This is a genomic window from Microbacterium sp. zg-B96, assembly GCF_030246865.1.
GTDB lineage: Bacteria > Actinomycetota > Actinomycetes > Actinomycetales > Microbacteriaceae > Microbacterium.
The window spans coordinates 2,599,382-2,623,314 of the sequence record NZ_CP126738.1 but is presented as its reverse complement, the minus strand read 5'-3'; the positions used below and the strand labels follow the sequence as shown (position 1 = coordinate 2,623,314).

The following is a 23,933-nucleotide window of genomic DNA, read 5'->3' as shown; positions in this document are numbered from 1 at the left end:
TGCGACGATCAATGAAGATCGCCACCGCGGCGGTGGCCCTCGTCGGCCTGTTCGCGCTTGCGGGGTGCACGACCGATCCGAACGTCGACCCCGCCAACACCGAGAGCCCCGCCGCCGAGGAGGAGCAGGAGTGGTTCGACCAGGAGATGTACGACACCCAGCTCGCGCAGCGCGAGGTGGCGCCGGCCGGCCCCGAGGACGAGCCCTACCTGCAGCACATCGACGCCGAGATGGTCGACACGTCCGAGTTCGCGAGCACCGGGGCCAAGAAGGCGTGCTTCGCCAACGCGTCGATCTCCAACCCGTGGCGCCAGACCGGCTGGATCACCATGAACCAGCAGCTGCAGGCGCTGCAGGATGCCGGTGCGATCAGCGAGATGGAGACCCGCGACGCGCAGGACTCCGATGACACCCAGATCGCCGACATCGACTACTTCATCGCCGAGGGCGAGTGCGACGTGTTCATCATCTCGCCCAACTCCACTGCGGCTCTGACTCCGGCGGTGGAGCGGGCGTGCGAGACGGGCAAGCCGGTGATCGTGTTCGACCGCGGCGTGAACACCGACTGCCCGGTGACCTTCATCCATCCCATTGGCGGGTTCGCCTGGGGCATCGACACCGCCGAGTTCCTCATCGACAACCTCGAGGAGGGCGACAAGGTCGTGGCGCTGCGGATCCTCCCCGGTGTCGATGTGCTGGAACACCGGTGGGCCGCGGCCGAGAAGCTGTTCAACGAGGCGGGCATCGACGCGGTGGACTACTTCACCGGAGCCGACCCCGCCGAGATCAAGAACATCATCGCGGACGAGCTGGCCACCGGCGACGTGGCAGGCATCTGGATGGATGCCGGTGACGGCGCGGTCGCCGCGATCGAGGCCTTCGAGGATGCCGGGGTGGACTACCCCGTCATGACCGGAGAGGACGAGATGAGCTTCCTGCGCAAGTGGCAGGAGACGGGGCTGACCGGCCTCGCGCCGGTGTACTCGAACTTCCAGTGGCGTACCCCGCTGCTGGCGGCCCAGATGATCTTCGCCGGCGAGGAGGTGCCGGCCGAGTGGGTACTGCCGCAGAGCCCGATCACCGCCGAGGAACTCGACCAGTACCTCACCGAGAACGACGGCATGCCCGACGGGCACTACGCCAAGTTCGGCGGCGAGAACCTGCCCGGATACCCCGAAGTCTGGCAGCAGCGCCAGATGCCATGATGCCCCGCACGATCGGCGTCAACACCTGGGTGTGGACCTCCCCGCTGACCGATGAGTCCCTCGCGCGCTTGGCTCCGCGCATCGCCGCGATGGGGTTCGGGGCGATCGAGCTGCCGCTGGAGAGCGTGGGGGACTGGTCGGCCCAGCGGGCCCGGGACCTGCTGGCGGAGCTGGGGCTCGCGGCGGTCGTAGTGGGGGCCATGGGTCCGGGCCGGTCGCTGCTCGAGCGCGCCGGCAACGTCGCGGCGACCCAGCAGTACCTGACGGTGTGCATCGAATCGGCGCGCGTGCTGGGCAGCCCGGTGGTGGCAGGTCCCTTCTACACCCCCACCGGCGTCACCTGGCGGATGAGTCCGGAGGAGCGGGAGGATGCCACCGCGCAGCTGCGACGCAACATCGCGCCGCTTGCCGACGCGGCATCCGCAGTCGGTGTGACCCTCGCGATCGAACCGCTCAACCGCTACGAGACGAGCGTGGTGAACACCGTCGAACAGGCGGTGGAGGTGTTCGGACCGCTGTTCGGGGCCGGGGTCGGCCTGGCGCTGGACACCTATCACCTGAACATCGAGGAGAAGCGGCCCACCGACGCCATCCGCGCCGCCGGCGCCGCGATCACCCACGTGCAGGTGTGCGGCAGCGACCGCGGCCCGGTCGGCGACGACCACACCGACTGGCCCGCGACGCTCGCCGCGCTCGACGACGCCGGTTACGACGGGATCCTGGGCGTGGAGAGCTTCACGGGGGACAATGCCACCATCGCGGTGGCAGCGTCGGTGTGGCGGCCGCTCGCGGCATCCCCGGATGCGCTCGCCGAACGATCGCTGGCGTACCTGACCGCGCTGACCGCGCGCTGACGGTCATCCCACCCGAAGGAGCCGAGCCATGGCAGAACATCCCGTCACCCTCTTCACCGGACAGTGGGCCGATCTGCCGTTCGAGGAGGTCGCGCGCCTGGCGGCCGGGTGGGGCTACGACGGGCTGGAGGTCGCGGCATCCGGGGATCACCTGAACCTGCGCCGGGCCGACGAGGACGACGCCTACGCGCGGTCGCGGCTGGAGATCCTCGATCGGCACGGACTGCGGCTGTTCGCGATCTCGAACCACCTCGCCGGGCAGGCGGTGTGCGATGCGCCGATCGACTTCCGCCACCAGGCGATCCTGCGCGACTACGTCTGGGGAGACGGCGACGCGGAGGGGGTGCGGCGGCGCGCTGCCGAGGACATGCAGCGCGCCGCGCGGGTGGCCCGCAAGCTCGGCGTCGACACGGTCGTGGGGTTCACCGGGTCGTCGATCTGGCCGTTCGTGGCGATGTTCCCGCCGGTGCCGGAGTCGGTCATCGAGGCGGGTTTCGAGGATTTCGCGACGCGCTGGCATCCGATCCTCGACGTGTTCGACGGGGAGGGGGTGCGATTCGCGCACGAAGTGCACCCGGGGGAGATCGCGTACGACTACTGGAGTTCGGTGCGGGCGCTGGAGGCCATCGATCACCGGCCGGCGTTCGGGTTCAACTGGGACCCGAGCCACATGATGTGGCAGAACATCGATCCGGTGGGCTTCATCTGGGACTTCCAGGACCGGATCTACCACGTGGACTGCAAGGACACCCGGATGCGGCCGCGCAACGGCCGCGCCGGGGTGCTCGGGTCGCACCTGCCGTGGGGGGACCCGCGGCGCGGCTGGGACTTCGTCTCAACGGGGCATGGGGATGTGCCGTGGGAGGACTCGTTCCGGGCGCTGGATGCGGTCGGCTACACCGGGCCCATCTCGATCGAGTGGGAGGATGCCGGCATGGACCGCCTGCACGGCGCCGCCGAGGCGCTGCACTTCGTGCGTTCCCTGCTGTGGCCGCCGCCCGACGCCCCGTTCGACGCCGCCTTCCGCACCCAGTGACGCGCGGTGTCGGCGCCGCTCAGTCGCTGAAACCACAGCTGGTCGCCGAGACGTTGGGAACTTCCCACGGTCTCGGCGACCAGCTGTGGTCTCACGGGGTGGGTGCTGGGGCCGGGGTCGGGGGCTCGGGCGGGGTGCCGGCGGTCAGGGCGTGCAGGAGCCGGGTGAGGTTGGTGATGTCGGCGACCGACCAGGCATCCAGCGCATCCATCATGGTGTCCTGCTGGGGGGCGCGGGCGGCTTCGAGCCGCTCCAGGCCCAGGGCCGTCGGTGACAGCAGGCTCGCGCGGCCATCGGTCGGGTCCGGCGTTCGCTGGATGAGGCCCAGCTCCTCCAGCTCACGCACGGTGCGGCTGAGCTGCCCCTTGTCCAGGAGCAGCTGTTCGGCCAGCGCCGACTGGGTGACCGACTCGCGGCGCACGATCGTGGTGAACACTTTGTAGGCGCCGGGGAGCATGCCGGGGTTCACCCGGTGGGCGTTGTCGGTGACGATCCGGCGGAACCGGTTGATCAGTTCGCCGAACTCGGCCTCCAGTGCGCGCACCGCGACGGTGCGCTCCACGGGGGTCTCATCACCGGCCATCGCGCTCACTTTAGCGTCGGCTGTCGCGTGCGCTGGATGCCTCGGATGCGGCATCCGCGTCTACTGCGGCATCCGCATCCGCATCCGCATCGACCTGCGGCAGGGATCCCGTCGCGGTGAGGGTGGCCATCCCGACCGGGACCGAGACCGTCGCGAGGTCTGCCTCCGCCGCGCGCAGGCGCTCGGCGGTGGTCATGTTCGTCAGCGGGGTGCTGGGCAGGAACACGATCGCGATGAGGCTGATCACGGCGAACGGCACCGCGATGAGGAACGCGCGGGAGATGCCGTTGGCATAGATCTGCTCGAAGACGACGCGCAAGGCTTCGGGCATGGCGGCGACCTCGGGAAGCGCGCCGGTCTGCAGCTGCGCGGCCCACCTCACGCCCTCGTCGCCCAGGCTGGCCAGCGCCGCGGTGATGTCGTCGGTGCGTTCGGTGACGAGGTCGCTGACGCGGGTGGCCAGCGCGGCGCCCATCACGGCGACGCCGATCGTGCCGCCGAGGCTGCGGAAGTACGTCACCCCGGAGCTGGCGACTCCGATCTGACTGGGGTTGGCGGTGTTCTGCACCACGAGCACGAGGTTTTGCATGGTCATGCCGATGCCGGCGCCGAGGAGGAACATGTAGATCGACACGAGCACGAAGTTGGTGTCGGACTCGATGGTTGCGAGCATCGTGGAGCCGGCGACGAGCAGGACCGCGCCCACCACGAGGAACGCCTTCCAGCGGCCGGTCTTGGTGATCAGGGCGCCGACGCCCATCGACGCGATCAGCAGACCGGCGATCATCGGGATCGTCATGATGCCGGCTTCGGTCGGCGTCGCTCCGCGCGCGAGCTGCATGTACTGGCTGAGGTAGACCGACGCGCCGAACATCGCGATGCCGGTGGCGATGGATGCCACGACCGACAGTGAGAAGGTGCGGTCGCGGAACAGCGACAGCGGCACCAGCGGCTCGGGGGAGCGCAGTTCGACGATCACGAACAACACCGCGCCGAGCAGCGCGCCGCCGGCCATGAGCACCGTCTCCAGGCTCCACCAGGCGAAGGAGTCGCCGGCGAGCGAGATCCACACCAGCAGCAGCGACACCGATACCGACAACAGCACGATGCCGAGGTAGTCGATCTTGGCCTTCACCTTCGGGCGTGCCGGCACCTGCAGCGTCCGCTGCACGATGATGAGGGCGGCGACGGCGACGGGAAGCGCGACGAAGAAGTTCCAGCGCCAGCCCCAGGCATCCGTGATGAGGCCGCCCAGGAGCGGACCACCCACGGTCGCGACGGCCATGACGGCACCGAACAGGCCCATGTACTTGCCGCGCTCACGCGGGCTGATGATGTCGGCCATCAGCACCTGGCTGAGGGCGGCCAGGCCACCGGCGCCGATGCCCTGGAGCGCACGGAAGGCGATGAGCGTCTCGGGGTTCTGCGAGAAGCCGGCTGCGGCGGTGGCGAGCACGAAGATGACGATCGAGATCTGGTACAGCAGCTTGCGGTTCATCAGGTCGGCGAGCTTGCCCCAGATCGGGGTCGAGATCGCCGTGGTCAGCAGCGTCGCGGTGACGACCCAGGTGAACGCCGACTGGCCGCCGCCGAGATCGTGGATGATGACCGGCAGCGAGGTGGAGACCACCGTCGAGGCGAGCATCGAGACGAACATGCCGAGGATGAGGCCGGACAGTGCCTCGAGCACCTGGCGATGCGTCATCTTCGAGGGTGCGGCGGGGGTTGCCGGGGTGGACAAATGGAGCTCCTTGGCGGGTCGGTGCGAGTCCGCGCGACGACACTGGCGACCGGAAAGTTGATGCGAGTCAATAGTTGAGACTGGTCAACTATAGGTCACTTGTTGACGTTCATCAACCAAGAGGCACGGGGCGGGCGCTGCCGCGAATACTCACTCGACGCCGCGAATACTCACTCGAGGCCGCGAATACTCACTCGGCGGCGGGAATACTCACTCGGCGAGGGCCAGGGCGCGGAAGGGTTCGCGCGGGGCGACGGGGGGAGCGATGAGGGCGCGGCGCTGGGTGGTGCGGTGGTAGAGCTCGTCGATCAGCGCGGTCGCGAGCTTGACCAGCTTGGCGATCTCGTATTCGTCCCGGTCGACCCAGGCGCAGCGCGGCTCGTCGCCGATCGGCACGAAGTCCACATGCTGCTCCCACGCCACGAGCGTGCGCTCGGCGCCGAGCACGTGCTGCTGCCACCACACCTGCCGCATGTACGACCGCGGGATCGACCGCCAGTGCTTGTTGGTCGTCTTGATCTCCGCGAGCGTCACCCGACCGCCGGCGTCGAGGCCGACCCCGTCGGGCGTTGCCAGGTGCCGCTTCTCGACCACGGCGTGAAACAGCGCAGACGAGGGTTGGATGCCATGGGTCGCGGCGACCCACGCGGCGATCTCCGGCTCGCGGCGGCGGCCGTGATCGGTGTAGGCGTTGCCGGAGAACCCCGAGCCCATCAGCTTCGCGTCGGCAGCCCGGGCGATCGACTTCTCGGACGTGAGGGATGCCACGTCGGTCGCGGTGATGCCGCGTGACCGGGCCCGCACCCACGCCACCCTGTCGCGGGAATCCGCGACGATGCGAGCGGAGAGTTCGGGGGTCACGTCTTCGACCCTAACCCCGCCTCGCGACGCCCGCAGTGCGGCACGCGGTCGGGCGGATTTGGCGGGTGCGATCACGTCACGTAGACTCGGTGCCAAGCCAAAGACCGTCGGTCATCGGTGTGCGCGCAAGCGCATGACGATCGAAGCTCTGCACAGCAGGGGCCCACGCAGGTGTACAGAACTTATTCTTCGGAATCCAGCTCCGTGCGCTTGCGCCGGAGCTTTTTTGTTGCCCGAGCACCGGACCGAGGCTGGCGCCCCGCCACTGCGGAGCGCCTCGTACATACCAAGGAGTGACCATGGCGCAGAAGGATGCATCGGTCGCCGAGCTCACGAAGAACTTCGAGAACTCGAACGCCGTCCTGCTGACCGAGTACCGCGGTCTGACGGTTGCCCAGCTCAAGCAGCTGCGTAACAGCATCCGTCAGGACGCGCAGTACGCCGTGGTGAAGAACACGCTGACCAAGATCGCCGCCAAGAACGCGGGGATCACCGCGCTGGACGAGGACCTCAACGGTCCGTCGGCTGTCGCATTCGTGCACGGCGACTTCGTCGCCACCGCGAAGGCTCTGCGTGACTTCGCCAAGGCCAACCCGCTTCTCGTGATCAAGGGCGGCGTTTTCGAGGGCAACACCCTCACCGCCGAGGAGATCAACAAGTACGCCTCGCTCGAGAGCCGTGAGGTTCTGCTGGCGAAGGCGGCGGGCATGATGAAGGCGACGATGGGCAAGGCTGCGGCCACCGTCGACGCGCTTCGCGAAAAGCTGGAGACCGCTGAGGCCGCGTAAGCGACCTGCGGACTCTTTCCCACAAACCCCATCTATCTAGGAGATACATCATGGCGAAGCTCACCACTGAGGAGCTGCTCGAGCAGTTTGCCGGCCTGACGCTGGTCGAACTCAGCGAGTTCGTGAAGGCGTTCGAGGAGAAGTTCGACGTCACCGCTGCTGCCCCCGTCGCCGTTGCCGGCGCTGCTGGTGCGGCCGCCGAAGAGGTCGAGGAGCAGACGGCATTCGACGTCGTGCTCGAGGCCGCTGGCGACAAGAAGATCCAGGTCATCAAGACGGTCCGCGAGCTCACCTCGCTGGGCCTCGGCGAGGCCAAGGCCGTCGTCGATGGTGCCCCCAAGGCCGTGCTCGAGGGCGCGACCAAGGAAGCCGCCGAGAAGGCCAAGGCCGCTCTCGAAGAGGCTGGCGCGACGGTTACCCTCAAGTAATCACGCTTGTTCGATGAAGGCCCCGGATGCTTCGGCATCCGGGGCCTTCGTCATGTTCGGCGAGGTTCACAGCAACGCGTCGGGGTTATGCAGTTGTGACCAATCGTCGTTGTGTGCACTCGGGCGTTCCCGTACCGTGAGCCTGGAATCGGTTCCCGTACATCGCTGTGCGAGCCCGGCGGGGACACACTCGACGAGGAGGCAAGATGTCGAACCGAACACGCACCCGGCTGACGATCGCGCTGGCCGGTATGGGGGTCGCAGCGCTCGCGCTCGCGGGATGTACGGGTGATGTGCAGGATGGCGGCGCTGCGGCGGACTGCGCGGATTACGAGGAGTACGGCACGTTCGACGGGGCCGAAGTCACCATCGGCGGCACGATCCTCGAAGTGGAGGCCGATGCGCTGGTGGAGTCATGGGCCGACTTCGAAGAGTGCACCGGGATCACGATCGACTATCAGGGATCCGGTGAGTTCGAAGCGCAGATCGCGGTGCTCGCAGAGGGCGGCAACGCCCCCGACATCGGCATCGTCCCGCAGCCCGGCCTGGTCGCGCGACTTGCTGACGGCGGCTGGCTCATCCCGGCATCCGAAAGCGTCGAGGCCAACGCCGACGAATGGTGGGATCCGATCTGGAAGGAGTACGGGACGGTCGACGACGTGTTCTACGCGGCGCCGCTGATGGCCAGCATCAAGGGCTATGTCTGGTACTCGCCGGCCGAGTTCGAGGAGAACGGGTGGGAAGCCCCGGCGACGATCGACGAGCTCATGACCCTGTCCGAGCAGATCGCCGAGGACACCGGCCGCCAGCCGTGGTGCGCCGGTTTCGAATCCGCCGAAGCGACCGGCTGGCCGGGAACCGACTGGGTTGAGGACTACGTGCTGCGCCAGTCCGGCCCCGATGTCTACGACCAGTGGGTGGCGCACGAGATCCCCTTCAACGACCCGCAGATCGTGGAGGCGTGGGACGGCGTCGGCGAGATCATCAAGAGCGATGAGATGGTCAACGGCGGTTTCGGAGACGTCTCGACGATCGTCGCGACGAACTTCCGTGACGCCGGGCTGCCCATCCTCGACGGCGAGTGCTCGCTGCACCACCAGGCGACGTTCTACTCGTCCTTCTGGCCTGAGGGCACCGAAGTCGCTGAGGATGGCGACGTCTTCGCCTTCCTGCTCCCGCCGGTCGACGCAGATGCCGGGCAGGCTGTCACCGGTGCCGGTGAGTTCCCGGTCGCGTTCCGCGACGCCGAGGAGATCGAGGCGGTGCGCACCTACCTGTCCAGCGACCTGTGGGCGAACAACCGAGTGAGCCTGGGTGGCGTGATCAGCGCCAATAAGGGACTGGACCCCGAGAATGCCGGCAGCGACCTGCTGCGTCAGGGCATCGAGATCCTGCAGGACCCCGACACCACGTTCCGGTTCGACGGTTCCGACCTCATGCCCGGCGCCGTGGGAGCAGACACATTCTGGAAGCAGATGGTCGCCTGGGTCACCGGCAACGCCACCACGCAGCAGGCCGTCGACGCGGTCGAGGCCAGTTGGCCGACGCCGTAGGCGGATCCACATCCCCGTAGGTCCGGGGCCGGAGGTGATGCCTCCCGCCCCGAACCGCCCTCGACGACGAGAGGTGCAAGCGCATGACGACCGGCGATCTGATCGGAAAAATCCTGCAGGTGGTGATGGGCCTCGTCGTCTTCGCGGCGGTCGTCGGGCTGCTGATCCTCCTGATGAGCCGTTCCCCGAAGCGTGGCCGCGACTACTGGCAGCTGCTGTGGTTCCTGCTTCCGGCCGTCGCGCTGCTCGCGGTCGGACTGATCTGGCCCGCGATCCGCACGACCGGGCTTGCCTTCCTCGACAACTCGGGCAACTTCAGTTGGTCGAACTTCGTGTGGATGTTCACTCAGCCCGCGGCGATCCGTACACTCATCAACACCGTGATCTGGGTGCTGCTGGTGCCTACTTTCGCAACGGCGCTCGGCCTGCTCTACGCCGTGTGGATCGATAAGTCCCGCGGTGAGAAGTATTACAAAGCGCTCGTGTTCATGCCGATGGCCATCTCGTTCGTCGGCGCCGGCATCATCTGGCGGTTCGTCTACGAGTACAAGGCGGCGGGCCGCGAACAGATCGGTCTGCTCAACGCCATGGTCGTGGCGTTCGGTGGTGAGCCGGTGCAGTGGATGCAGGCGGATCCGATCAACACGGTGCTCCTGATCATCGTGATGATCTGGATTCAGACGGGGTTTGCGATGGTCGTGCTGAGTGCGGCAATCAAAGGCATCCCGACCGAGCAGATCGAAGCCGCGCAGTTGGACGGAACCAACGCCATCCAGCGGTTCACCAACGTCACCGTCCCCGGCATCCGGGGCTCGCTCGTCGTCGTCCTCACGACGATCTCGATCGCCACCCTGAAGGTGTTCGACATCGTGCGCACCATGACCGGCGGCAATTTCAACACGAGCGTCGTCGCCAACGAGATGTACACCCAGGCGTTCCGCGCCAGTGAGGTCGGTCGTGGCTCGGCCCTGGCAGTGGTCCTGTTTCTCCTCGTGCTGCCGATCGTCATCTACAACGTCAACGTGCTTCGCAAGCAGAGGGAGATCCGATGAGCAGCGTGGCTCCAGTCGACCTGCCGACCGACGACGGACGGGATATCTACCGAGAGGTCCTGGAGCCGACCAAGGTCGCCCGCACAAAGCGCCGCCTCACGTCCCGCACGGCGACCGTCGCCGCCCTGATCATCGCGGTGCTGTGGACGATCCCCACATTCGGTCTGCTGGTCTCGTCGTTCCGCCCGGCCGAACTCATCGACTCGTCCGGCTGGTGGACGATCTTCCAGAACCCCGGGTTCACACTCGACAACTACCGCGAGGTGCTGCTGTCGCCATCGCGGTCCTCCCCGCAGCTGGGCGCATACTTCGTCAACTCGCTGGCGATCGCGATTCCGGCGACGATCTTCCCGCTGGTGTTCGCGTCGATGGCCGCCTACGCATTCGCCTGGATGAGGTTCCGGTTCTCGAACTGGCTCTTCATCTTGATCTTCGCGTTGCAGATCGTGCCGATCCAGATGGCGCTCGTCCCGCTGCTGCAGACGTTCTCGATCTGGCTGAAGCCGGGGATGGGGTGGCTGCACGACGTCATCCCGATCATCCCGGCGCAGAACTACCTGCCGCTGTGGATCGCGCACACGATCTTCGCGTTGCCGCTGACGATCTTCCTGCTCCACAACTTCATCTCGGAGATACCAGGCGAAGTCATCGAAGCCGCCCGAGTGGACGGCGCGTCCCACAGCCAGATCTTCCTGCGGGTGGTGCTGCCGCTGGCCACGCCGGCGATCGCATCCGTCGCCATCTTCCAGTTCCTGTGGGTGTGGAACGACCTGCTCGTCGCGTTGATCTTCTCCGGCGGTACGCAAGACGTCGCGCCACTCACACAACGATTGGCGGAGATGGTCGGCACTCGTGGCCAGGACTGGCAGCGGCTGACCGCGGGCGCCTTCGTCTCGCTGATCGTCCCGCTGATCGTGTTCTTCTCCCTGCAGCGGTACTTCGTCCGGGGCCTGCTGGCAGGCTCCACGAAGGGCTAGCGCGGCGCCGGCGCCAGAATCGCTGAAACCACAGCTGGTGGCCGAGACCGTGGGAAACAACCACTGTCTCGGCCACCAGCTGTGGTCTCACGGATTTGGGGGCGGGTCAGGCCGGGCAGGAGAGGCGCTGGTGCATCGAGGTCATCGCGTCGATCTCGAACTGCTGGCCGTTGCGCATGCTCTTGGCGACGGCGAGGGTGCGCGGTTCGGAGCCCAGCTCGAGCACGGCTTCGGCCATCGGGATCGCACCCTCGTGGTGGCGGATCATCAGCTCCAGGAACAGGCAGTCGGCGGCTGTGCCCTCGGCGTCGGCGAGGGCGGTGAGCTCATCGGCGGATGCCATGCCCATCGCCTCCCGCTCCTGCTCGGCCGTCAGCGGCTCCGCCGACGAGACGCCGTGGTCGTGTCCGGCCTCGGACTCGGACATCCACGCCATCGCCGGGCCGCCCGCCTGCGGAAGTCCCCACTTGACCAGCCAGTCGTACATCTCGCCTCGCTGGGCCGACTGGCCGGTGGCGATGTCGTAGGACAGCGCCCGGATGTCTTCGTCCTCGGTCTTGCGGTAGATCGTCATCGCCATGTCGATGGCCTGCGCGTGGTGCACCTGCATGTCGCGGGCGAACCCTGCCTCCGCCGAATCCGTCGTCGGCAGCGCCGGGCCGGATGCGGCGAAGGTCGAGAAGCGGCCGATCGCGAAGGCCACCGCGGCGACGGCGACCGCGATCAGGACGATCGCGATCCACCGGCGCCGCGGCGCCTCGGTCATGACTGCTTGCCGGGCGCGTCCAGCCCGCCGGTGCACGCGGCGTTCGGTTCGGGCACGCTCTGGCTGCGCCAGAACGCGGTGAGGAACTCCTCGACCCGCTCGTCGTCGGCCGAGTCGAGCTTCAGCTGCGCGTTCCAGCCGCTCATCACGACCGGGGCGTCCAGTCCCGTCACGGGGGAGAGGATCACGTAGCTGGAGGGAAGCTTGGCCTTGAGGCCGTCCAGGGCTGCACTGTCGACGGCATCCGGGTCGTAGGTGATCCACACCGCGCCGTGCTCCATCGAGTGCACCGCGTTCTCCTCGGGAACCGGCTCGGAGTACACGGCGCAGTTGAGCCAGCCGGCGTGGTGGTCGCCGCCGGCGGGCGGGCTCTGCGGGTACGCCACGTCGCCTTCGACGTGGTTGGCGGTGTTCTCGAACGTCTCGAGACCCGAGATGGACGACCCATCACCGTCGCCGCGGTCGAAGGTGACCGGCTTCGGCGTGAGCATGATGGATGCCGCGATGAGCGCGATGATCGCAAGGGTGGCGGCCACGCCGACGGTCCACCAGACCAGCTTGCTGCGGCGGCGCTTGGCGAGCTGCCGCTGATACTCGGCGAGCTTCTCCTGCTTCTGCTGCTCACGCTGCTGCTTGACGGTGAGGGTGATGCCCGCCTGGGTGGCGGGGTTGCCGCTCACGCGCTTGGCGGAGGGGCTCGGGGGCGTCGGGGTCATTGTGATCTCGGCTCGATAGCGGGTGCGCAAGCGCGTGGGTGGGTTCAGCCTATTCGTGCGCATGGGCCTGTGGCTGGGAAGACGCTAGACTCGATCGGTTCTCGAATCGTTTCGACGTCGCCCGAACGCGACAGCTCTGGATACTGTGCTCGATACCGCCCCCGTTCCCACCGTCTCTGCATCCCGCGGTCCGCACGCCGCGCGCCCCTCAACGGGGGCTATCAGCACGCTCGGTGCCAACCCGATCACCGCACCGGTCGTGGTGCATCCGGGCGACTCGCTGTCGACCCGCCGCCGCGTGCTCTACATCATCCTGCTCGGCGCGCTGACGGCCCTGGGGCCCTTCACGATCGACCTCTACCTCCCGGCATTCCCGGTGCTGGAGGCCGACTTCCAGACCAGCGCGGCCGCGATCCAGCTCACCCTCACCGGCACGATGATCGGCTTCGCGCTGGGTCAGCTGGTGGTGGGGCCGCTCAGCGACAAGGTCGGCCGCCGCATCCCGCTCATCGTGGTGACCGCACTGCACGTGCTGGCCAGCACCGCCGCCGCGTTTGCCCCCACGCTGGAACTGCTCTCGGTGACGCGCGTGCTGATGGGTGCCGGTGCTGCCGCGGGTGGCGTCGTGGCCGCTGCGATCGTGCGCGACCTGTTCGGCGGACGCCGGCTGGTCGTCATGCTCAGCCGCCTCGCGCTGGTATCAGGCGTGGCTCCCGTCGTGGCCCCGCTCGTGGGTTCCGGGTTGCTGGCCGTCATGCCGTGGCGCGGCATCTTCATCGTCCTCGCCGTCTACGGCGCGGTCATGCTCGTGTGCGCCCTGCTGTTCCTGCCCGAGACGCTCCCGCCTGCCCGCCGGCGCGAGAGGGGCTCGACCACGGTGCTGCAGCGTTACCGCAGCGTGCTGAGCGACCGGGTCTTCATCGGCGTGCTCATCATCGGCGGCATGACCTTCAGCGGCCTGTTCTCGTACCTGTCGGCGTCGTCGTTCCTGTTCCAGCAGACCTACGGCTTCGACGCGCAGCAGTACGGACTGCTCTTCGCGATCAACTCCGTCGGCGTCGTCATCGGCGTGCAGAGCGCCTCGCGGCTGGCGACCCGGTTCGGGCCGCAGTGGGTGATGGCGTTCTCCACCGGGACTCTCGTGATTGCAGCATCCGCCATCATCCTCTGCGACGCGCTGGGCGCGGGGCTGTGGGGCGTGATGATCCCGCTGTTCGTCTTCATGACCGCGTGTGGGTTCACCTTCCCGTGTGTGCAGGTGCTGGCGCTGGACCGCCATGGCAAGGCGGCGGGTACGGCGCAGTCCCTCATCGGCGCGGTGAACTTCGGCGTCGCCGGCATGGTTTCGCCGGTGGTGGGCTGGGTCGCCGGCGACGCCGGGATCACCCCGACCACGATGGCCACGGTGATGGTCGGCTGTGCGGTGATCGCGACGCTGTCGCTGTGGCTCGTGGTGCGGCCGAAGACGGTTGCGCGGCTGGCTCCGTAGCGTCGGCAGCGCATCGCGCGCAAGGCCCATGCCGGGTGACGGACTGAGCACGCACAATGGGCTCATGGATCCCCTTCGTCGCCCCGTGGCAGGACTGCTCGTACCCGGCCTCGTGCTCATCGCGTTCGCGTGCGGGCTCGGTGGCTGGATTCTGCTGCGGGGGACCACGCCGTTCATCGTCGACGACTGGTGGAACCTCACCCTGCTGCAGTGGACGGTGGAGCCGGTGACGCTGTTCTCCTACGCGATGAACTGGCTCGGCGGGGGAGTGGTCGGGGTGTTCGTCGTACCGATCGGCGGCGCCCTGGTGCTGGTGCTGCTGCGCCGCTACATCGGGGCGCTGTTCTTCATCGCCGCGTCGGTGTTCAGCGCCGCCGGGGTGCAGGTGCTCAAGCATCTGTTCGGCCGCGCCCGCCCCGAAGAGATCATCGTGATCAGCGACTACGGATCGTTCCCGTCCGGACACACCGCCAACGCCGCGACGATCGCGGTGGTCGCGGTGGTTCTGTTCCCGCGCGTGTGGGTGGCCGTGGCCGGGGCGGTGTGGGTGGCGCTGATGGCGTTCAGCCGCACGTATCTGCATGCGCACTGGCTGAGCGACACCCTGGGCGGGGCGTTCGTGGGAGCCGGAGCCGCCCTCGTGGTGGCGGCGGCGTTCGCGGTGCAGCTGCGGGCGGAGCAGAACCGGGTGAGCCGCAGGGTCGCGTCACTGCCGGCGTGATCCGGTGTTCGGCACCGGCCGCCGCCTGGCGACTCGGCGCCGAATGCGTTGTCGCGCGCATCGCGTAGCATCGGCGATCCGTGCAGGCTGTGCAGAACCCGGGGGTCCTGGCCGGGCGGCCGGGATGCGGCCTAGCATCGGAGCATGGCATCGAAGCCCCCCGCCGACGACATCGACGAGTCGCAGATCCGCATCACCGCGCCCAAGACGGTGGCGGTCGGGATTCCCGCGGTCCTCAACTCCCTGCGCGTCGCCAACGACCAGATGGGCATCGCCCGGTCGGTGCAGACCCTGGTGCGCATCAACCAGAAGGACGGCTTCGACTGCCCTGGCTGCGCTTGGCCCGAGGAGAACAAACGGCACGCCGCGGAGTTCTGCGAGAACGGCGCGAAGGCCGTCGCCGAGGAGGCGACGCTGCGCCGCGTCGGCCCGGAGTTCTTCGCCGAGCATTCGCTGGCCGAACTGCGCGGCCACGACGACTGGTGGCTCGGTCAGCAGGGCCGGCTCACGCACCCGATGCTGCTGGACGAGGGCGCGACCCATTACCGGCCGATCGGCTGGGACGAGGCGCTCGAGATCATCGCCGCGGCGCTGCGTGACCTGGGCGACCCCGACGAGGCGGTCTTCTACACCTCGGGTCGCACGTCCAACGAGGCGGCGTACCTCTACCAGCTGCTGGTGCGGGGATTCGGGACCAACAACCTTCCCGACTGCTCGAACATGTGCCACGAGTCGTCGGGGTCGGCCCTGAACGAGACGATCGGCATCGGCAAGGGCACCGTCTCGATCGAGGACATCCACGACGCCGACCTGCTGATCGTGGCCGGCCAGAACCCCGGCACCAACCACCCCCGCATGCTGAGCGCCCTGGAGAAGGCCAAGCAGCGCGGCGCCACCATCATCGCCGTCAACCCGCTGCGGGAAGCGGGGCTGGTGCGCTTCGAGAATCCGCAGACCCCGCGCGGTATCGCGTTCGGCGGCACGACGCTGGCCGACCTGTTCCTGCAGATCCGCCTCGGCGGCGACCAGGCGCTGTTCCAGGCGATAGGCAAACACCTGCTGGAGGCGGAGGACCGCGACGGCGGGGTGTTGGACCACGACTTCATCGCCGCCCACACCAGCGGACTGGACGCCTACCGGCGTGAGCTGGCCGACGCCCGGTGGCCCGACCTCGAGGAGGCCACCGGCCTGACCGAGCAGACGCTGCGCACCGTCGGCGAAGCGGTGCGCACCTCGAAGTCCACGATCGTGTGCTGGGCGATGGGGCTCACCCAGCACAAGCACTCGGTGCCGACGCTGCGTGATGTCGTGAACGTGCTGCTGCTGCAGGGCAACATCGGCCGGCCCGGCGCCGGAGTGTGCCCGGTGCGGGGACACTCCAACGTGCAGGGCGACCGCACGGTGGGCATCTACGAGAAGCCGTCCGAGGGGTTCCTCGCGGCGCTCGACGGCGAGTTCGGGTTCCGGGCGCCGCGCGAGCACGGGTTCGACACCGTCGAGGCCATCCGGGCGATGCGCGATGGGCGGGCGAGGTTCTTCTTCGGGATGGGCGGCAACTTCGTCAGCGCCACCCCCGACACCGCCGTGGTCGAGCAGGGCATGGCGAACCTCGATCTCACGGTGCAGGTGTCGACCAAGCTCAACCGGTCGCACGTGGTCACCGGGCGCCGCGCCATCATCCTTCCTACGCTCGGCCGCACCGACCGCGATCGCCGCGGCGGCGCGGAGCAGCGGGTGACCGTGGAGGACTCGATGGGAGCCGTACACGCCTCGCGCGGCCGGCTCACCCCGCCCGCCGACGATCTGCTCAGCGAAGTCGCGATCGTCGCGCGACTGTGCGCCCTGGTCTTCGACGGTGCCGTCAACGCCCCGCGGGCGGACTGGGCGGCGCTGGAGAAGGACTACGCGCTCATCCGCGCACACATCCAGCGCACCATCCCCGGGTTCGACGACTACGAGCAGCGCATCGAGAAGGGCCGCACCTTCTTCCTCCCCAACGGTCCACGCGACGCGCGTCGGTTCGCCACGGTCGACGGCAAGGCGCGGTTCACCGCGAACCCGCTGGAGTACCCGCACATCCCTGAGGGGCGCCTGCTGCTGCAGACCCTCCGCTCGCACGATCAGTACAACACCACCATTTACGGCAAGGACGACCGCTACCGCGGCATCCACGGCGGGCGCCGGGTCGTGTTGATCCACCCGCAGGACATCACCGGGCTGGGCTTTGCCGACGGCGACGTCGTCGACCTGGTCTCGGAGTGGTCGGGGCCTGCCGGCGTCGAGGAGCGCCGCGCCGAGGCGTTCCGCCTGGTCGGCTACGAGACTCCCCGCGGCAACGTCGCGGCGTACTATCCCGAGACCAACGTGCTGGTGCCGCTGGATTCGGTGGCCGACGTCTCGGGCACGCCGACGTCGAAGGCCGTCATCGTGCGGCTGGAGCGCCGCCCAGCCTGATGCCGGTCCGGCGTGCACGCCGAGGCATCCGGCGCAAGACCAGGCGCGGACGGATGCCACGACGTAGCGTCGCGGCATGAGCGAATTGACGGCTCCCACCGGGCAGGAACCGGCGCTGCGTGCCGTGCCGCGGGCCGACGGGTCGGCGCCGCTGGCTCTCGTGCTGGGCGGCACCGGGTACATCGGCGGCCGGCTGGTCCCGCGGCTGCGGGGCGCCGGGTACCGGGTGCGGGTGCTGGCGCGCGACCCCGCACGGCTGGCTGCCTTCCCCTGGGGCGGCGACGTCGAGGTCGTCGCCGGGTCCGCCGACGACGCGGCAGCCATGGCCGAGGCGGTCCGCGGCGTCGACGTCCTCTACTACCTCGTGCATTCGATGGCGGCCGGACCCGGGTTCGACACCGCAGATCTGCGGGCGGCGGAGACGGTCGCGGATGCCGCCGCCGCGGCATCCGTCCGTCGCCTCGTGTACCTCGGCGGGCTGCATCCCGCCGGCGGGGACCTGTCGCCGCACCTGCGTTCGCGGGTGGCGGTGGGGGAGGTGTTCCTGCGGTCGGCCGTGCCGACGCTGGTGCTGCAGGCCGGAGTGGTGATCGGGTCGGGCTCGGCGTCGTTCGAGATGGTGCGCCACCTCACCGAGGTGCTGCCGTATATGCCGGCGCCGCGGTGGGTGCGCAACCGCATCCAGCCGATCAGCGTGCGCGACGTGCTGTATTACCTGCTGTCGGCGGCACGCGTGGATGCCGACGTGAACCTGGCCGTCGACATCGGCGGGCCTGACGTGCTGCGGTATGGGCAGATGATGAACGGCTACGCCGTCGAGGCGGGGCTGCCGCAGCGGGCGATCGCGTCGCTGCCGGTGTTCACGCCGGGGCTCGCGTCGCACTGGGTGAACCTCGTCACGCCGATTCCGCGGGCGATCGCCCGCCCGCTGGTGGCATCGCTGCAGAACGAGTGCGTCATGGATGACCATGCCATCGACGACCTCATCCCGCTGCCCGAGGGTGGCCTCATGCCGTACCGGCGGGCGGTGGCCCTCGCGCTGGGGCGAGTGGCGGCCGACGACGTGGAGACCAGCTGGCAGGACGCCGAGGTGCTCGGGGCGCCGTCGGACCCGTTGCCTTCCGACCCGGAGTGGGCGGGGCGCACCGTCTACGTCGACGAGCGCACCGCGCTGACCTCGGCCGCCCCGGAGCGGCTGTGGGCGGTGATCGCCGGGATCGGCGGTGAGAACGGCTGGTACTCCACGCCGGTGCTCTGGGCGGTGCGCGGCTGGATGGACAAGGTCGCCGGCGGCGTGGGGCTCGCCCGCGGCCGGCGCAGCCGCTCCCGGGTGTCCGTGGGCGACGTGATCGACTTCTGGCGGGTGGAGACGGTCGAGGAGGGGCAGGTACTGCGCCTGCGCGCCGAGATGAAGGTGCCCGGCCAGGCGTGGCTGGAACTGCGGGCCACCGCGGCCGACGGCGGGTCGCGGTACGACCAGCGCGCGGTGTTCTTCCCGCGTGGCCTGGCCGGCCGGCTGTACTGGCTCGCGGTGCTGCCGTTCCACGGGTTCGTGTTCCGCGGGATGGCCAACCGCATCATCGCCACGGCCGAGGCCGAGGCGGCCGGGGCGCCGGCGGCGGGGCGGCGGAAGTCAGCCTGAGGCGGCGCGGGGGCCGGTTTTCGGGGCGGAATCGGCCGCTGAGGCTGAATTCTGCCGCCGCGGGCGGGCGCGGGCTGTCGGAATTCAGGCTGAGGTGACGTCGGGGCCGGTTTTCGGGGCGGAATCGGCCGCGCAGCCTGAATTCCGACGGCGCCGGGGCTCGTAGGCTGTGGGGATGCCGCACACCGCCGTCGTCGTGACCGTCTCCGACCGGTCCGCCGCCGGTCTGCGCCCCGACAGCAGCGGCCCCGTCGCCGTCGCCGCCCTGCGCGAGGGGGGGTTCACCTGCGACGACGCCGTGGTCGTGGCCGACGGCAGCGACAGCGTCGAGCGTGCCCTGCGCGACGCGCTCGCCGCCGGGGCACACCTGATCGTCACCACCGGGGGCACCGGAGTCTCGCCGCGCGACCAGACACCCGAGGGCACCGCCCGGGTGCTCGACCGTGAGATACCCGGCATCGCCGAGGAACTCCGCCGCCGCGGCGCGGCCGAGAAACCCGCCGGTCTGCTCACCCGCGGACTGTCGGGGGTGGCCGGTGGCGCGCTGATCGTCAACCTCCCCGGCTCGCCTGCGGGGGTGTCAGCCGGGATCCCGGTCGTCGTGTCGGTGGCCGGTCACGTCATCGACCAGCTCGCCGGCGGAGACCACCCGTGACCGCCGTGCGCCTCGCCCGCATCAGCGGGGAGGCCCTCGATATCGCCGAGCACCTCGCCGCCGTCGAGGACGACACCGCCGGCGCCGTCACGACGTTCATCGGCCGGGTGCGCGACCACGATCCGGATGCCGCGACCGCCGTGGTCGCGCTGGAGTACTCCGCACACCCCGACGCCCAGGCGACGCTGCACGCGATCGCCGACCGCGCGATCGGCGACGGCCGGGCGATCGTCGCCGTCAGCCACCGCATCGGGCGGCTGCAGGTCGGCGACCTCGCGGTGGTGATCGCCGTCGCCTCGCCGCACCGTGCGGAGGCGTTCGAGGTGTGCCGCGCCCTCATCGAGACGATCAAGACCGAGCTGCCGGTGTGGAAGCGTCAGGTCGAGGCCGACGGCACCACGGCCTGGAAGGGCATCGGCGGCTGACGCGGCTGAAGCCCCGGCTACCCGCCGGCGAACGGCGGCAGCACGTCGACCAGGTCGTCGGCCCCCAGCGGGGTGTCGTCGTCGACGCGCGCACCGCCGACAAGCACGGCGCAGCGGGGCAGGATGCCGCCCAGCCCCGGCCGCTCCGATACCAGAGCGGCCCGCAGGTCGCCGAGGGTCGGTTCGTCCCGGTGCTCCTCGGCGCGGCCGGCCATCTCCTCGGCGGCGGCGAAATAGCGCACCCGGGCCATCAGGCCTGGCCCTCGCCCTGCCAGCCCGCGGCGAGCTCGGTGATCGCGCCCACGGCCGCGCGGACGTCGTCGGGGGTGCCGCCGGCGCGGCCGGCGACGAGCCCGGCGACGAAGGCGCTGAACGGCGCGGCAGGGCGCGCGACGCCGGTCGCGACATCGCGGGCGAGGTCGAGGATCAGCGCGATCGGCACGTCTTCGGGGCTCAGGGCGAAGCGTTCGCGCAGGGCAAGCGCCCACGCGTCCAGGGCCTCGGGTGGGAGGGTGCGATCGCTCATGGGGAGTCCTCCTGGGTGAACCGGCGCCGGGCTTCGGTCAGATCCTCCCACGTGTCCACGTCGGCGGTCTCGGCGGGGGGAGCGACGACGGTCGCGATGGCGAGGTCGTCGAGCAGCTCCCGCATGGATGCCCCGTGGCCCCGTGCCGGCAGCGCCGCTGCGCCACGGCGCAGCGCGGCGGTGCGGTACACCCCGGTCAGCCACTGCGGCCGCGACGTGGCGTCGGCCAGGCACAGGCCCTCGGTGTCGGTGGGAAGCAGCACCATGTCCCGGATGAGGCGGGCGGCGGCGGCCCCGGCACCCGGTAGGTCGCACGCGAGCACGAGGGTCCACTCCGGGTCGGCATCCCACGACGCCAGAGCCGCGGCGATGCCCGCGGCCGGGCCGCCGAACGGCGGGTCTTCCCGTACCCAGGTGACCTGGGCGGGGATGGCTGCCGCGGCGATCGCGACCTCGGGGTGCATGGCGGCATCCGGTTGCGGACCCACGATCGTGATCGGCGTGGCACCGACGGCAGCGGCGGCCTCGACGGAGTGGCGCAGCAGGGTGCGCCCGCCCACGTCGAACAGTGGCTTGGCCGCGCCGTCCACGCGGGTCGCGCGGCCGCCGGCCAGCAGGATCGCGGCGAGGGTGCTCACGGCTCGCCTGGGCGCGTCCAGGTGCCCGAGCGCCCGCCTTCCTTCGCGGTGATGCGGACGTGCTCGATTGAGGAGGACTTGTCCATGCCCTTCACCATGTCCACGACGGCGAGTGCGGCGACGGACACGGCGGTCAGCGCCTCCATCTCCACACCGGTGCGGTCGGCGGTGCGCACGGTGGCTTCGATCTCGACGCCGTCGTCGACGATCGCGAGATCCACCGTCGCGCCGTGCACGCCGATGACGTGGGCGAGGGGGAGGAGCGCCGGGGTCTGCTTGGCCGCTTGGATGCCGGCGATGCGCGCGACTGCGAGCACGTCGCCCTTCGGGACCGACCCGTCGCGGAGTGCGGCGACGACCTCCGGTGCACAACGTACGAACCCGCGCGCGGTCGCGGCGCGCACGGTGGGCTGCTTCGCGGTGACGTCCACCATGCGGGCGTGACCGGTGGCATCCAGGTGCGTGAAGCTCATGACACCAGCATGACATCCACGGGGTCGCCGGGGGCGACCGCGTCGACCGCGGCTGCCACGATCGCGTAGGCCTCGGCGCGGCCGAGTCCGCCGGCCAGGTGCGAGCCGGAGCCCCCGGCGGTCGCCGGGCGAACGGTCCAGCGGGCGGGGTCGGTGCGGTCGATCACGGCGGGCAGGTACTGTCGGCGCCCCTGCGGGGTGCGCCAGCCCACCGCCGCCGGCAGGCGCAAGAGCGGCCGGTGCCGGTCGGTGCGGCCCTGCAGGGCGAGCAGGGCGGGGCGGACGAACATCTCGAACGACACCGCGGAGCTGACCGGGTTGCCCGGCAGGCCGAACAGCAGCGGGCCGTGCGGCATCCGCCCGAATCCCTGCGGTTTTCCCGGCTGCATCGCGACCTTGGTGAAGGTCATCGTGCCGGCGAGTTCGTTCTTGACCACTTCGTAGGCGCCCGCGCTCACGCCGCCGGAGAAGACCACGACGTCGGCGGCGTCGGGGCCGCGGGTCACGCGGTCGAGCACGCGGCGGAAGTCCTCGCCGTCGTCGTCGACGCTGGTGCGCGCGACGACCATGGCCCCCGCCTCGGCGGCGAGGGCGGCCAGGAGCAGGCTGTTGGACTCCGGGATCTGTCCGCGGCGCAGCGGCTGCCCCGGTGCCACCAGCTCGGATCCTGTCGAGACGACCGCGACCCGCGGGCGGCGTGAGACGACCACGGTGGCGACGCCGGCGGCGGCGGCCGCTGACACCTGCAGGGCACCCAGGACGATCCCGGCGGGCAGCACCTCGTCGCCGCGGCGGGCGTCTCCGCCGGCGCGGCGCAGGTGCGCCCCCGGTGCGCGGGGCGCGTGGGTGACGGTCACGGAGCCGAGGGAGTCGGCGAGGCCGCCCGCGGTGTCCTCGAACGGCACGATCGTGTCGGCGTCGGTCGGCACCGGGGCGCCGGTCATGATGCGTGCGGCCTCACCGGCGGCCAGCGGCGGGTCGTCGGGAGTGCCGGCGGGCAGATCGGCGACGACTCGCAGGGTGACGGCGCGGTCGGGCGCGGCATCCGCGACATCGGCGAAGCGCACCGCGAACCCGTCCATCGCGGAGTTGTCGAACACCGGGATGTCCACGGCGGCGCGCACCGGATGCCGCAGGGTGCGGCCGGCGGCATCGGTGAGGTCGCTATGTTCGTTCTCGAGCAGCGGTGTGACGGTCAGGATGCCGGCGAGGTGCTGCTCGACCGACTGCAGTTCGCTCACGCGGGGACCGTCTCGAAGCGCCACTCGGCCAGGCCGCCCGCGAGTACCGACGCGTCGATCCCGGCCAGGCGCAGGGCGGCGGCCGCGCGCTGTGCGCGGAAGCCGACGGCGCACACGACGATGACGCGCGCCGTGGGGTCGGGGAGCGCGTGCGCGGGGTTGGCGAGGAGGGCGTCCAGCGGGATGAGGAGGGAGCCGGGGATCACGCCGGTGGCCGTCTCGAACGGTTCGCGCACGTCGAGCAGCGTCGCCCCGGCATCCTGCGCCGCACGGGTCTGCTCGGCCGTGAGCATGGGGACGGCGCTGGGGGTCTTGGTCGTGGGGGTTTCGGTGGCGGTCGTGGGCCGCAGCGGCACCTCGAGCTGGCGGGAGCGGAGGGCGTCGATCACGAGGACGCGGCCCAGCAGCGGCTCGCCGATGCCGGCGAGGAGCTTGAGTGCTTCGATCGCCATGATGCCGCCCACCTGGAGGCACAGCGCCCCGAGCACGCCGACCTGTGCGCAGGTGGGGACCTCGCCGACGCTGTCGGGCGGGTACAGGTCAGCCAGCCGCACCGCCGGGTGGCCCGCGGGCGGGGTGGACCAGAAGACCGTGACCTGCGCGTGGAACTCCTGCAGCACGCCCCACACCAGCGGCGTCCCGAGCCGTTCGCAGGCGTCGGCGACGGCGGAACGGGTCTCGAACGTGTCGGTGCCGTCGATCACGACGTGGGCGCCGGCCAGCAGCCGGTCGGCGTTGTCGGGGGTGAGGCGCTCGCGCACCGCGTGCACGACCGTCTCGGGGGAGAGGTCGGCGGTGACGCGGGTGGCCGAGTCGACCTTCGGGGAGCCGACGTCGGCGTGGCGGTGCATGACCTGCCGGTGCAGGTTGGAGTGCTCGACCTCGTCGTCGTCGATGACCGTGATCGAGCCGATGCCGGCACCGGCGAGCGCGAGGACGACGGGGGAACCGAGCCCTCCCGCACCGACGACGGCGACGTGCGCGGCGGCGAGGCGACGCTGGCCGATGTCCCCGAGCCCGGCGAGCGTGCGGTGCCGTGCCGTGCGCGCGGTCTCGGCGTCCGAGAGCGCGGCGACGGGCTCGACCAATGGCGGCAGCGGCATGCAGCC

25 protein-coding genes are annotated in these 23,933 nt (G+C 70.0%); 14 read left to right on the top strand and 11 right to left on the bottom strand.

The window, feature by feature from the left end:
* The first annotated feature begins 11 nt into the window (after positions 1-11).
* From QNO11_RS12375 to QNO11_RS12365, 3 genes are read left to right on the top strand one after another with little or no spacing between them, the layout of a single operon-like run.
* Positions 12-1,205: a substrate-binding domain-containing protein gene (locus tag QNO11_RS12375; protein WP_374113795.1), complete on the top strand. Its 1,194-nt coding sequence runs from the start codon at positions 12-14 to the stop codon at positions 1,203-1,205.
* A complete protein-coding gene (locus QNO11_RS12370; RefSeq protein ID WP_257507982.1) occupies positions 1,205-2,059 on the top strand; it encodes a sugar phosphate isomerase/epimerase family protein in 855 nt (284 codons plus the stop codon). Before QNO11_RS12375 ends, QNO11_RS12370 begins: the two co-directional genes overlap by 1 nt.
* 28 nt (positions 2,060-2,087) lie before the next feature.
* Complete coding sequence (locus QNO11_RS12365) at positions 2,088-3,095, top strand: sugar phosphate isomerase/epimerase family protein (protein ID WP_257507983.1); 1,008 nt, start codon at positions 2,088-2,090, stop codon at positions 3,093-3,095.
* A 91-nt stretch (positions 3,096-3,186) separates the two neighbouring features.
* Here the strand turns inward: QNO11_RS12365 and QNO11_RS12360 are convergent, their stop codons facing one another.
* From QNO11_RS12360 to QNO11_RS12350, 3 genes are all read right to left on the bottom strand, one after another.
* Positions 3,187-3,678 (bottom strand): MarR family winged helix-turn-helix transcriptional regulator, encoded by a 492-nt coding sequence (locus QNO11_RS12360; protein WP_257507984.1) that lies wholly within the window; start codon positions 3,676-3,678, stop codon positions 3,187-3,189.
* A gap of 10 nt (positions 3,679-3,688) precedes the next feature.
* Positions 3,689-5,383: an MDR family MFS transporter gene (locus tag QNO11_RS12355; RefSeq protein WP_257508730.1), complete on the bottom strand. Its 1,695-nt coding sequence runs from the start codon at positions 5,381-5,383 to the stop codon at positions 3,689-3,691.
* A gap of 246 nt (positions 5,384-5,629) precedes the next feature.
* Complete coding sequence (locus tag QNO11_RS12350) at positions 5,630-6,280, bottom strand: YqaJ viral recombinase family protein (RefSeq protein WP_257507985.1); 651 nt, start codon at positions 6,278-6,280, stop codon at positions 5,630-5,632.
* Between the two features lie 299 nt (positions 6,281-6,579).
* Between QNO11_RS12350 and rplJ the strand changes: the two genes are divergently transcribed.
* The 5 genes from rplJ (at position 6,580) to QNO11_RS12325 (ending at position 11,078) form a co-directional block, all read left to right on the top strand.
* A complete protein-coding gene (rplJ, locus tag QNO11_RS12345; RefSeq protein ID WP_257507986.1) occupies positions 6,580-7,068 on the top strand; it encodes a 50S ribosomal protein L10 in 489 nt (162 codons plus the stop codon).
* 50 nt (positions 7,069-7,118) lie between these two features.
* Entirely contained in the window at positions 7,119-7,496 is a 378-nt protein-coding gene (gene rplL, locus QNO11_RS12340) for a 50S ribosomal protein L7/L12 (RefSeq protein ID WP_257507987.1), read from the top strand.
* A 206-nt stretch (positions 7,497-7,702) separates the two neighbouring features.
* Positions 7,703-9,049, top strand: coding sequence for an ABC transporter substrate-binding protein (locus QNO11_RS12335; RefSeq protein ID WP_257507988.1), 1,347 nt, complete (start codon positions 7,703-7,705; stop codon positions 9,047-9,049).
* Positions 9,050-9,132: 83 nt separating this feature from the next.
* Positions 9,133-10,101, top strand: a complete 969-nt coding sequence (locus QNO11_RS12330; protein WP_257507989.1) for a carbohydrate ABC transporter permease — start codon at positions 9,133-9,135, stop codon at positions 10,099-10,101.
* A complete protein-coding gene (locus QNO11_RS12325; RefSeq protein WP_257507990.1) occupies positions 10,098-11,078 on the top strand; it encodes a carbohydrate ABC transporter permease in 981 nt (326 codons plus the stop codon). The genes QNO11_RS12330 and QNO11_RS12325 overlap by 4 nt, the downstream gene beginning before the upstream one ends.
* Positions 11,079-11,184: 106 nt before the next feature.
* Here QNO11_RS12325 and QNO11_RS12320 read toward each other — a convergent pair whose 3' ends face one another.
* Positions 11,185-11,844, bottom strand: coding sequence for a DUF305 domain-containing protein (locus QNO11_RS12320; protein ID WP_257507991.1), 660 nt, complete (start codon positions 11,842-11,844; stop codon positions 11,185-11,187).
* Positions 11,841-12,560 carry a thioredoxin-like domain-containing protein gene (locus tag QNO11_RS12315; RefSeq protein ID WP_257507992.1) on the bottom strand — a complete coding sequence of 240 codons (720 nt, stop codon included), beginning with the start codon at positions 12,558-12,560 and terminating at the stop codon, positions 11,841-11,843. Before QNO11_RS12315 ends, QNO11_RS12320 begins: the two co-directional genes overlap by 4 nt.
* A 145-nt stretch (positions 12,561-12,705) precedes the next feature.
* On the opposite strand from QNO11_RS12315, the gene QNO11_RS12310 reads away from it, so the two are divergent.
* From QNO11_RS12310 to QNO11_RS12285, 6 genes are all read left to right on the top strand, one after another.
* Positions 12,706-14,049, top strand: a complete 1,344-nt coding sequence (locus tag QNO11_RS12310) for a multidrug effflux MFS transporter (RefSeq protein WP_374113796.1) — start codon at positions 12,706-12,708, stop codon at positions 14,047-14,049.
* 64 nt (positions 14,050-14,113) lie between these two features.
* Positions 14,114-14,770, top strand: coding sequence for a phosphatase PAP2 family protein (locus QNO11_RS12305; RefSeq protein WP_257507993.1), 657 nt, complete (start codon positions 14,114-14,116; stop codon positions 14,768-14,770).
* Between the two features lie 144 nt (positions 14,771-14,914).
* On the top strand, positions 14,915-17,224 hold the full coding sequence (locus tag QNO11_RS12300; RefSeq protein ID WP_257507994.1) for an FdhF/YdeP family oxidoreductase: 2,310 nt from the start codon (positions 14,915-14,917) through the stop codon (positions 17,222-17,224).
* A gap of 76 nt (positions 17,225-17,300) precedes the next feature.
* Positions 17,301-18,866 (top strand): SDR family oxidoreductase, encoded by a 1,566-nt coding sequence (locus QNO11_RS12295; protein ID WP_257507995.1) that lies wholly within the window; start codon positions 17,301-17,303, stop codon positions 18,864-18,866.
* Positions 18,867-19,041: 175 nt separating this feature from the next.
* Positions 19,042-19,521 (top strand): MogA/MoaB family molybdenum cofactor biosynthesis protein, encoded by a 480-nt coding sequence (locus QNO11_RS12290; RefSeq protein ID WP_257507996.1) that lies wholly within the window; start codon positions 19,042-19,044, stop codon positions 19,519-19,521.
* Positions 19,518-19,946 carry a molybdenum cofactor biosynthesis protein MoaE gene (locus QNO11_RS12285; protein ID WP_257507997.1) on the top strand — a complete coding sequence of 143 codons (429 nt, stop codon included), beginning with the start codon at positions 19,518-19,520 and terminating at the stop codon, positions 19,944-19,946. The genes QNO11_RS12290 and QNO11_RS12285 overlap by 4 nt, the downstream gene beginning before the upstream one ends.
* Before the next feature lie 17 nt (positions 19,947-19,963).
* On the opposite strand, the gene QNO11_RS12280 is transcribed toward QNO11_RS12285, so the two are convergent.
* From QNO11_RS12280 to QNO11_RS12255, 6 genes are read right to left on the bottom strand one after another with little or no spacing between them, the layout of a single operon-like run.
* Positions 19,964-20,197, bottom strand: a complete 234-nt coding sequence (locus QNO11_RS12280; RefSeq protein WP_257507998.1) for a MoaD/ThiS family protein — start codon at positions 20,195-20,197, stop codon at positions 19,964-19,966.
* The gene (locus QNO11_RS12275; protein WP_257507999.1) at positions 20,197-20,472 is read right to left on the bottom strand and encodes a DUF6457 domain-containing protein; all 276 of its coding nucleotides are present in this window, start codon (positions 20,470-20,472) and stop codon (positions 20,197-20,199) included. The genes QNO11_RS12280 and QNO11_RS12275 overlap by 1 nt, the downstream gene beginning before the upstream one ends.
* Entirely contained in the window at positions 20,469-21,110 is a 642-nt protein-coding gene (gene mobA / locus QNO11_RS12270) for a molybdenum cofactor guanylyltransferase (RefSeq protein ID WP_257508000.1), read from the bottom strand. Before mobA ends, QNO11_RS12275 begins: the two co-directional genes overlap by 4 nt.
* Positions 21,107-21,583: a cyclic pyranopterin monophosphate synthase MoaC gene (gene moaC / locus QNO11_RS12265; RefSeq protein WP_257508001.1), complete on the bottom strand. Its 477-nt coding sequence runs from the start codon at positions 21,581-21,583 to the stop codon at positions 21,107-21,109. The genes mobA and moaC overlap by 4 nt, the downstream gene beginning before the upstream one ends.
* On the bottom strand, positions 21,580-22,824 hold the full coding sequence (locus QNO11_RS12260) for a molybdopterin molybdotransferase MoeA (protein ID WP_257508002.1): 1,245 nt from the start codon (positions 22,822-22,824) through the stop codon (positions 21,580-21,582). The genes moaC and QNO11_RS12260 overlap by 4 nt, the downstream gene beginning before the upstream one ends.
* A complete protein-coding gene (locus tag QNO11_RS12255) occupies positions 22,821-23,927 on the bottom strand; it encodes a ThiF family adenylyltransferase (protein WP_257508003.1) in 1,107 nt (368 codons plus the stop codon). Before QNO11_RS12255 ends, QNO11_RS12260 begins: the two co-directional genes overlap by 4 nt.
* Positions 23,928-23,933: the final 6 nt, after the last annotated feature.

Excerpts from the sequence above, each read along its gene's own strand:
- QNO11_RS12375 (WP_374113795.1), top strand. The coding sequence starts at position 12 with ATGAAGATCGCCACCGCGGCGGTGGCCCTCGTCGGCCTGTTCGCGCTT.
- QNO11_RS12370 (WP_257507982.1), top strand. The coding sequence starts at position 1,205 with ATGCCCCGCACGATCGGCGTCAACACCTGGGTGTGGACCTCCCCGCTG.
- QNO11_RS12365 (WP_257507983.1), top strand. The coding sequence starts at position 2,088 with ATGGCAGAACATCCCGTCACCCTCTTCACCGGACAGTGGGCCGATCTG.
- QNO11_RS12360 (WP_257507984.1), bottom strand. The coding sequence starts at position 3,678 with ATGGCCGGTGATGAGACCCCCGTGGAGCGCACCGTCGCGGTGCGCGCA.
- QNO11_RS12355 (WP_257508730.1), bottom strand. The coding sequence starts at position 5,383 with ATGACGCATCGCCAGGTGCTCGAGGCACTGTCCGGCCTCATCCTCGGC.
- rplJ (WP_257507986.1), top strand. The coding sequence starts at position 6,580 with ATGGCGCAGAAGGATGCATCGGTCGCCGAGCTCACGAAGAACTTCGAG.
- rplL (WP_257507987.1), top strand. The coding sequence starts at position 7,119 with ATGGCGAAGCTCACCACTGAGGAGCTGCTCGAGCAGTTTGCCGGCCTG.
- QNO11_RS12335 (WP_257507988.1), top strand. The coding sequence starts at position 7,703 with ATGTCGAACCGAACACGCACCCGGCTGACGATCGCGCTGGCCGGTATG.
- QNO11_RS12330 (WP_257507989.1), top strand. The coding sequence starts at position 9,133 with ATGACGACCGGCGATCTGATCGGAAAAATCCTGCAGGTGGTGATGGGC.
- QNO11_RS12325 (WP_257507990.1), top strand. The coding sequence starts at position 10,098 with ATGAGCAGCGTGGCTCCAGTCGACCTGCCGACCGACGACGGACGGGAT.
- QNO11_RS12320 (WP_257507991.1), bottom strand. The coding sequence starts at position 11,844 with ATGACCGAGGCGCCGCGGCGCCGGTGGATCGCGATCGTCCTGATCGCG.
- QNO11_RS12315 (WP_257507992.1), bottom strand. The coding sequence starts at position 12,560 with ATGACCCCGACGCCCCCGAGCCCCTCCGCCAAGCGCGTGAGCGGCAAC.
- QNO11_RS12305 (WP_257507993.1), top strand. The coding sequence starts at position 14,114 with ATGGATCCCCTTCGTCGCCCCGTGGCAGGACTGCTCGTACCCGGCCTC.
- QNO11_RS12300 (WP_257507994.1), top strand. The coding sequence starts at position 14,915 with ATGGCATCGAAGCCCCCCGCCGACGACATCGACGAGTCGCAGATCCGC.
- QNO11_RS12295 (WP_257507995.1), top strand. The coding sequence starts at position 17,301 with ATGAGCGAATTGACGGCTCCCACCGGGCAGGAACCGGCGCTGCGTGCC.
- QNO11_RS12290 (WP_257507996.1), top strand. The coding sequence starts at position 19,042 with ATGCCGCACACCGCCGTCGTCGTGACCGTCTCCGACCGGTCCGCCGCC.
- QNO11_RS12280 (WP_257507998.1), bottom strand. The coding sequence starts at position 20,197 with ATGGCCCGGGTGCGCTATTTCGCCGCCGCCGAGGAGATGGCCGGCCGC.
- QNO11_RS12275 (WP_257507999.1), bottom strand. The coding sequence starts at position 20,472 with ATGAGCGATCGCACCCTCCCACCCGAGGCCCTGGACGCGTGGGCGCTT.
- moaC (WP_257508001.1), bottom strand. The coding sequence starts at position 21,583 with ATGAGCTTCACGCACCTGGATGCCACCGGTCACGCCCGCATGGTGGAC.
- QNO11_RS12255 (WP_257508003.1), bottom strand. The coding sequence starts at position 23,927 with ATGCCGCTGCCGCCATTGGTCGAGCCCGTCGCCGCGCTCTCGGACGCC.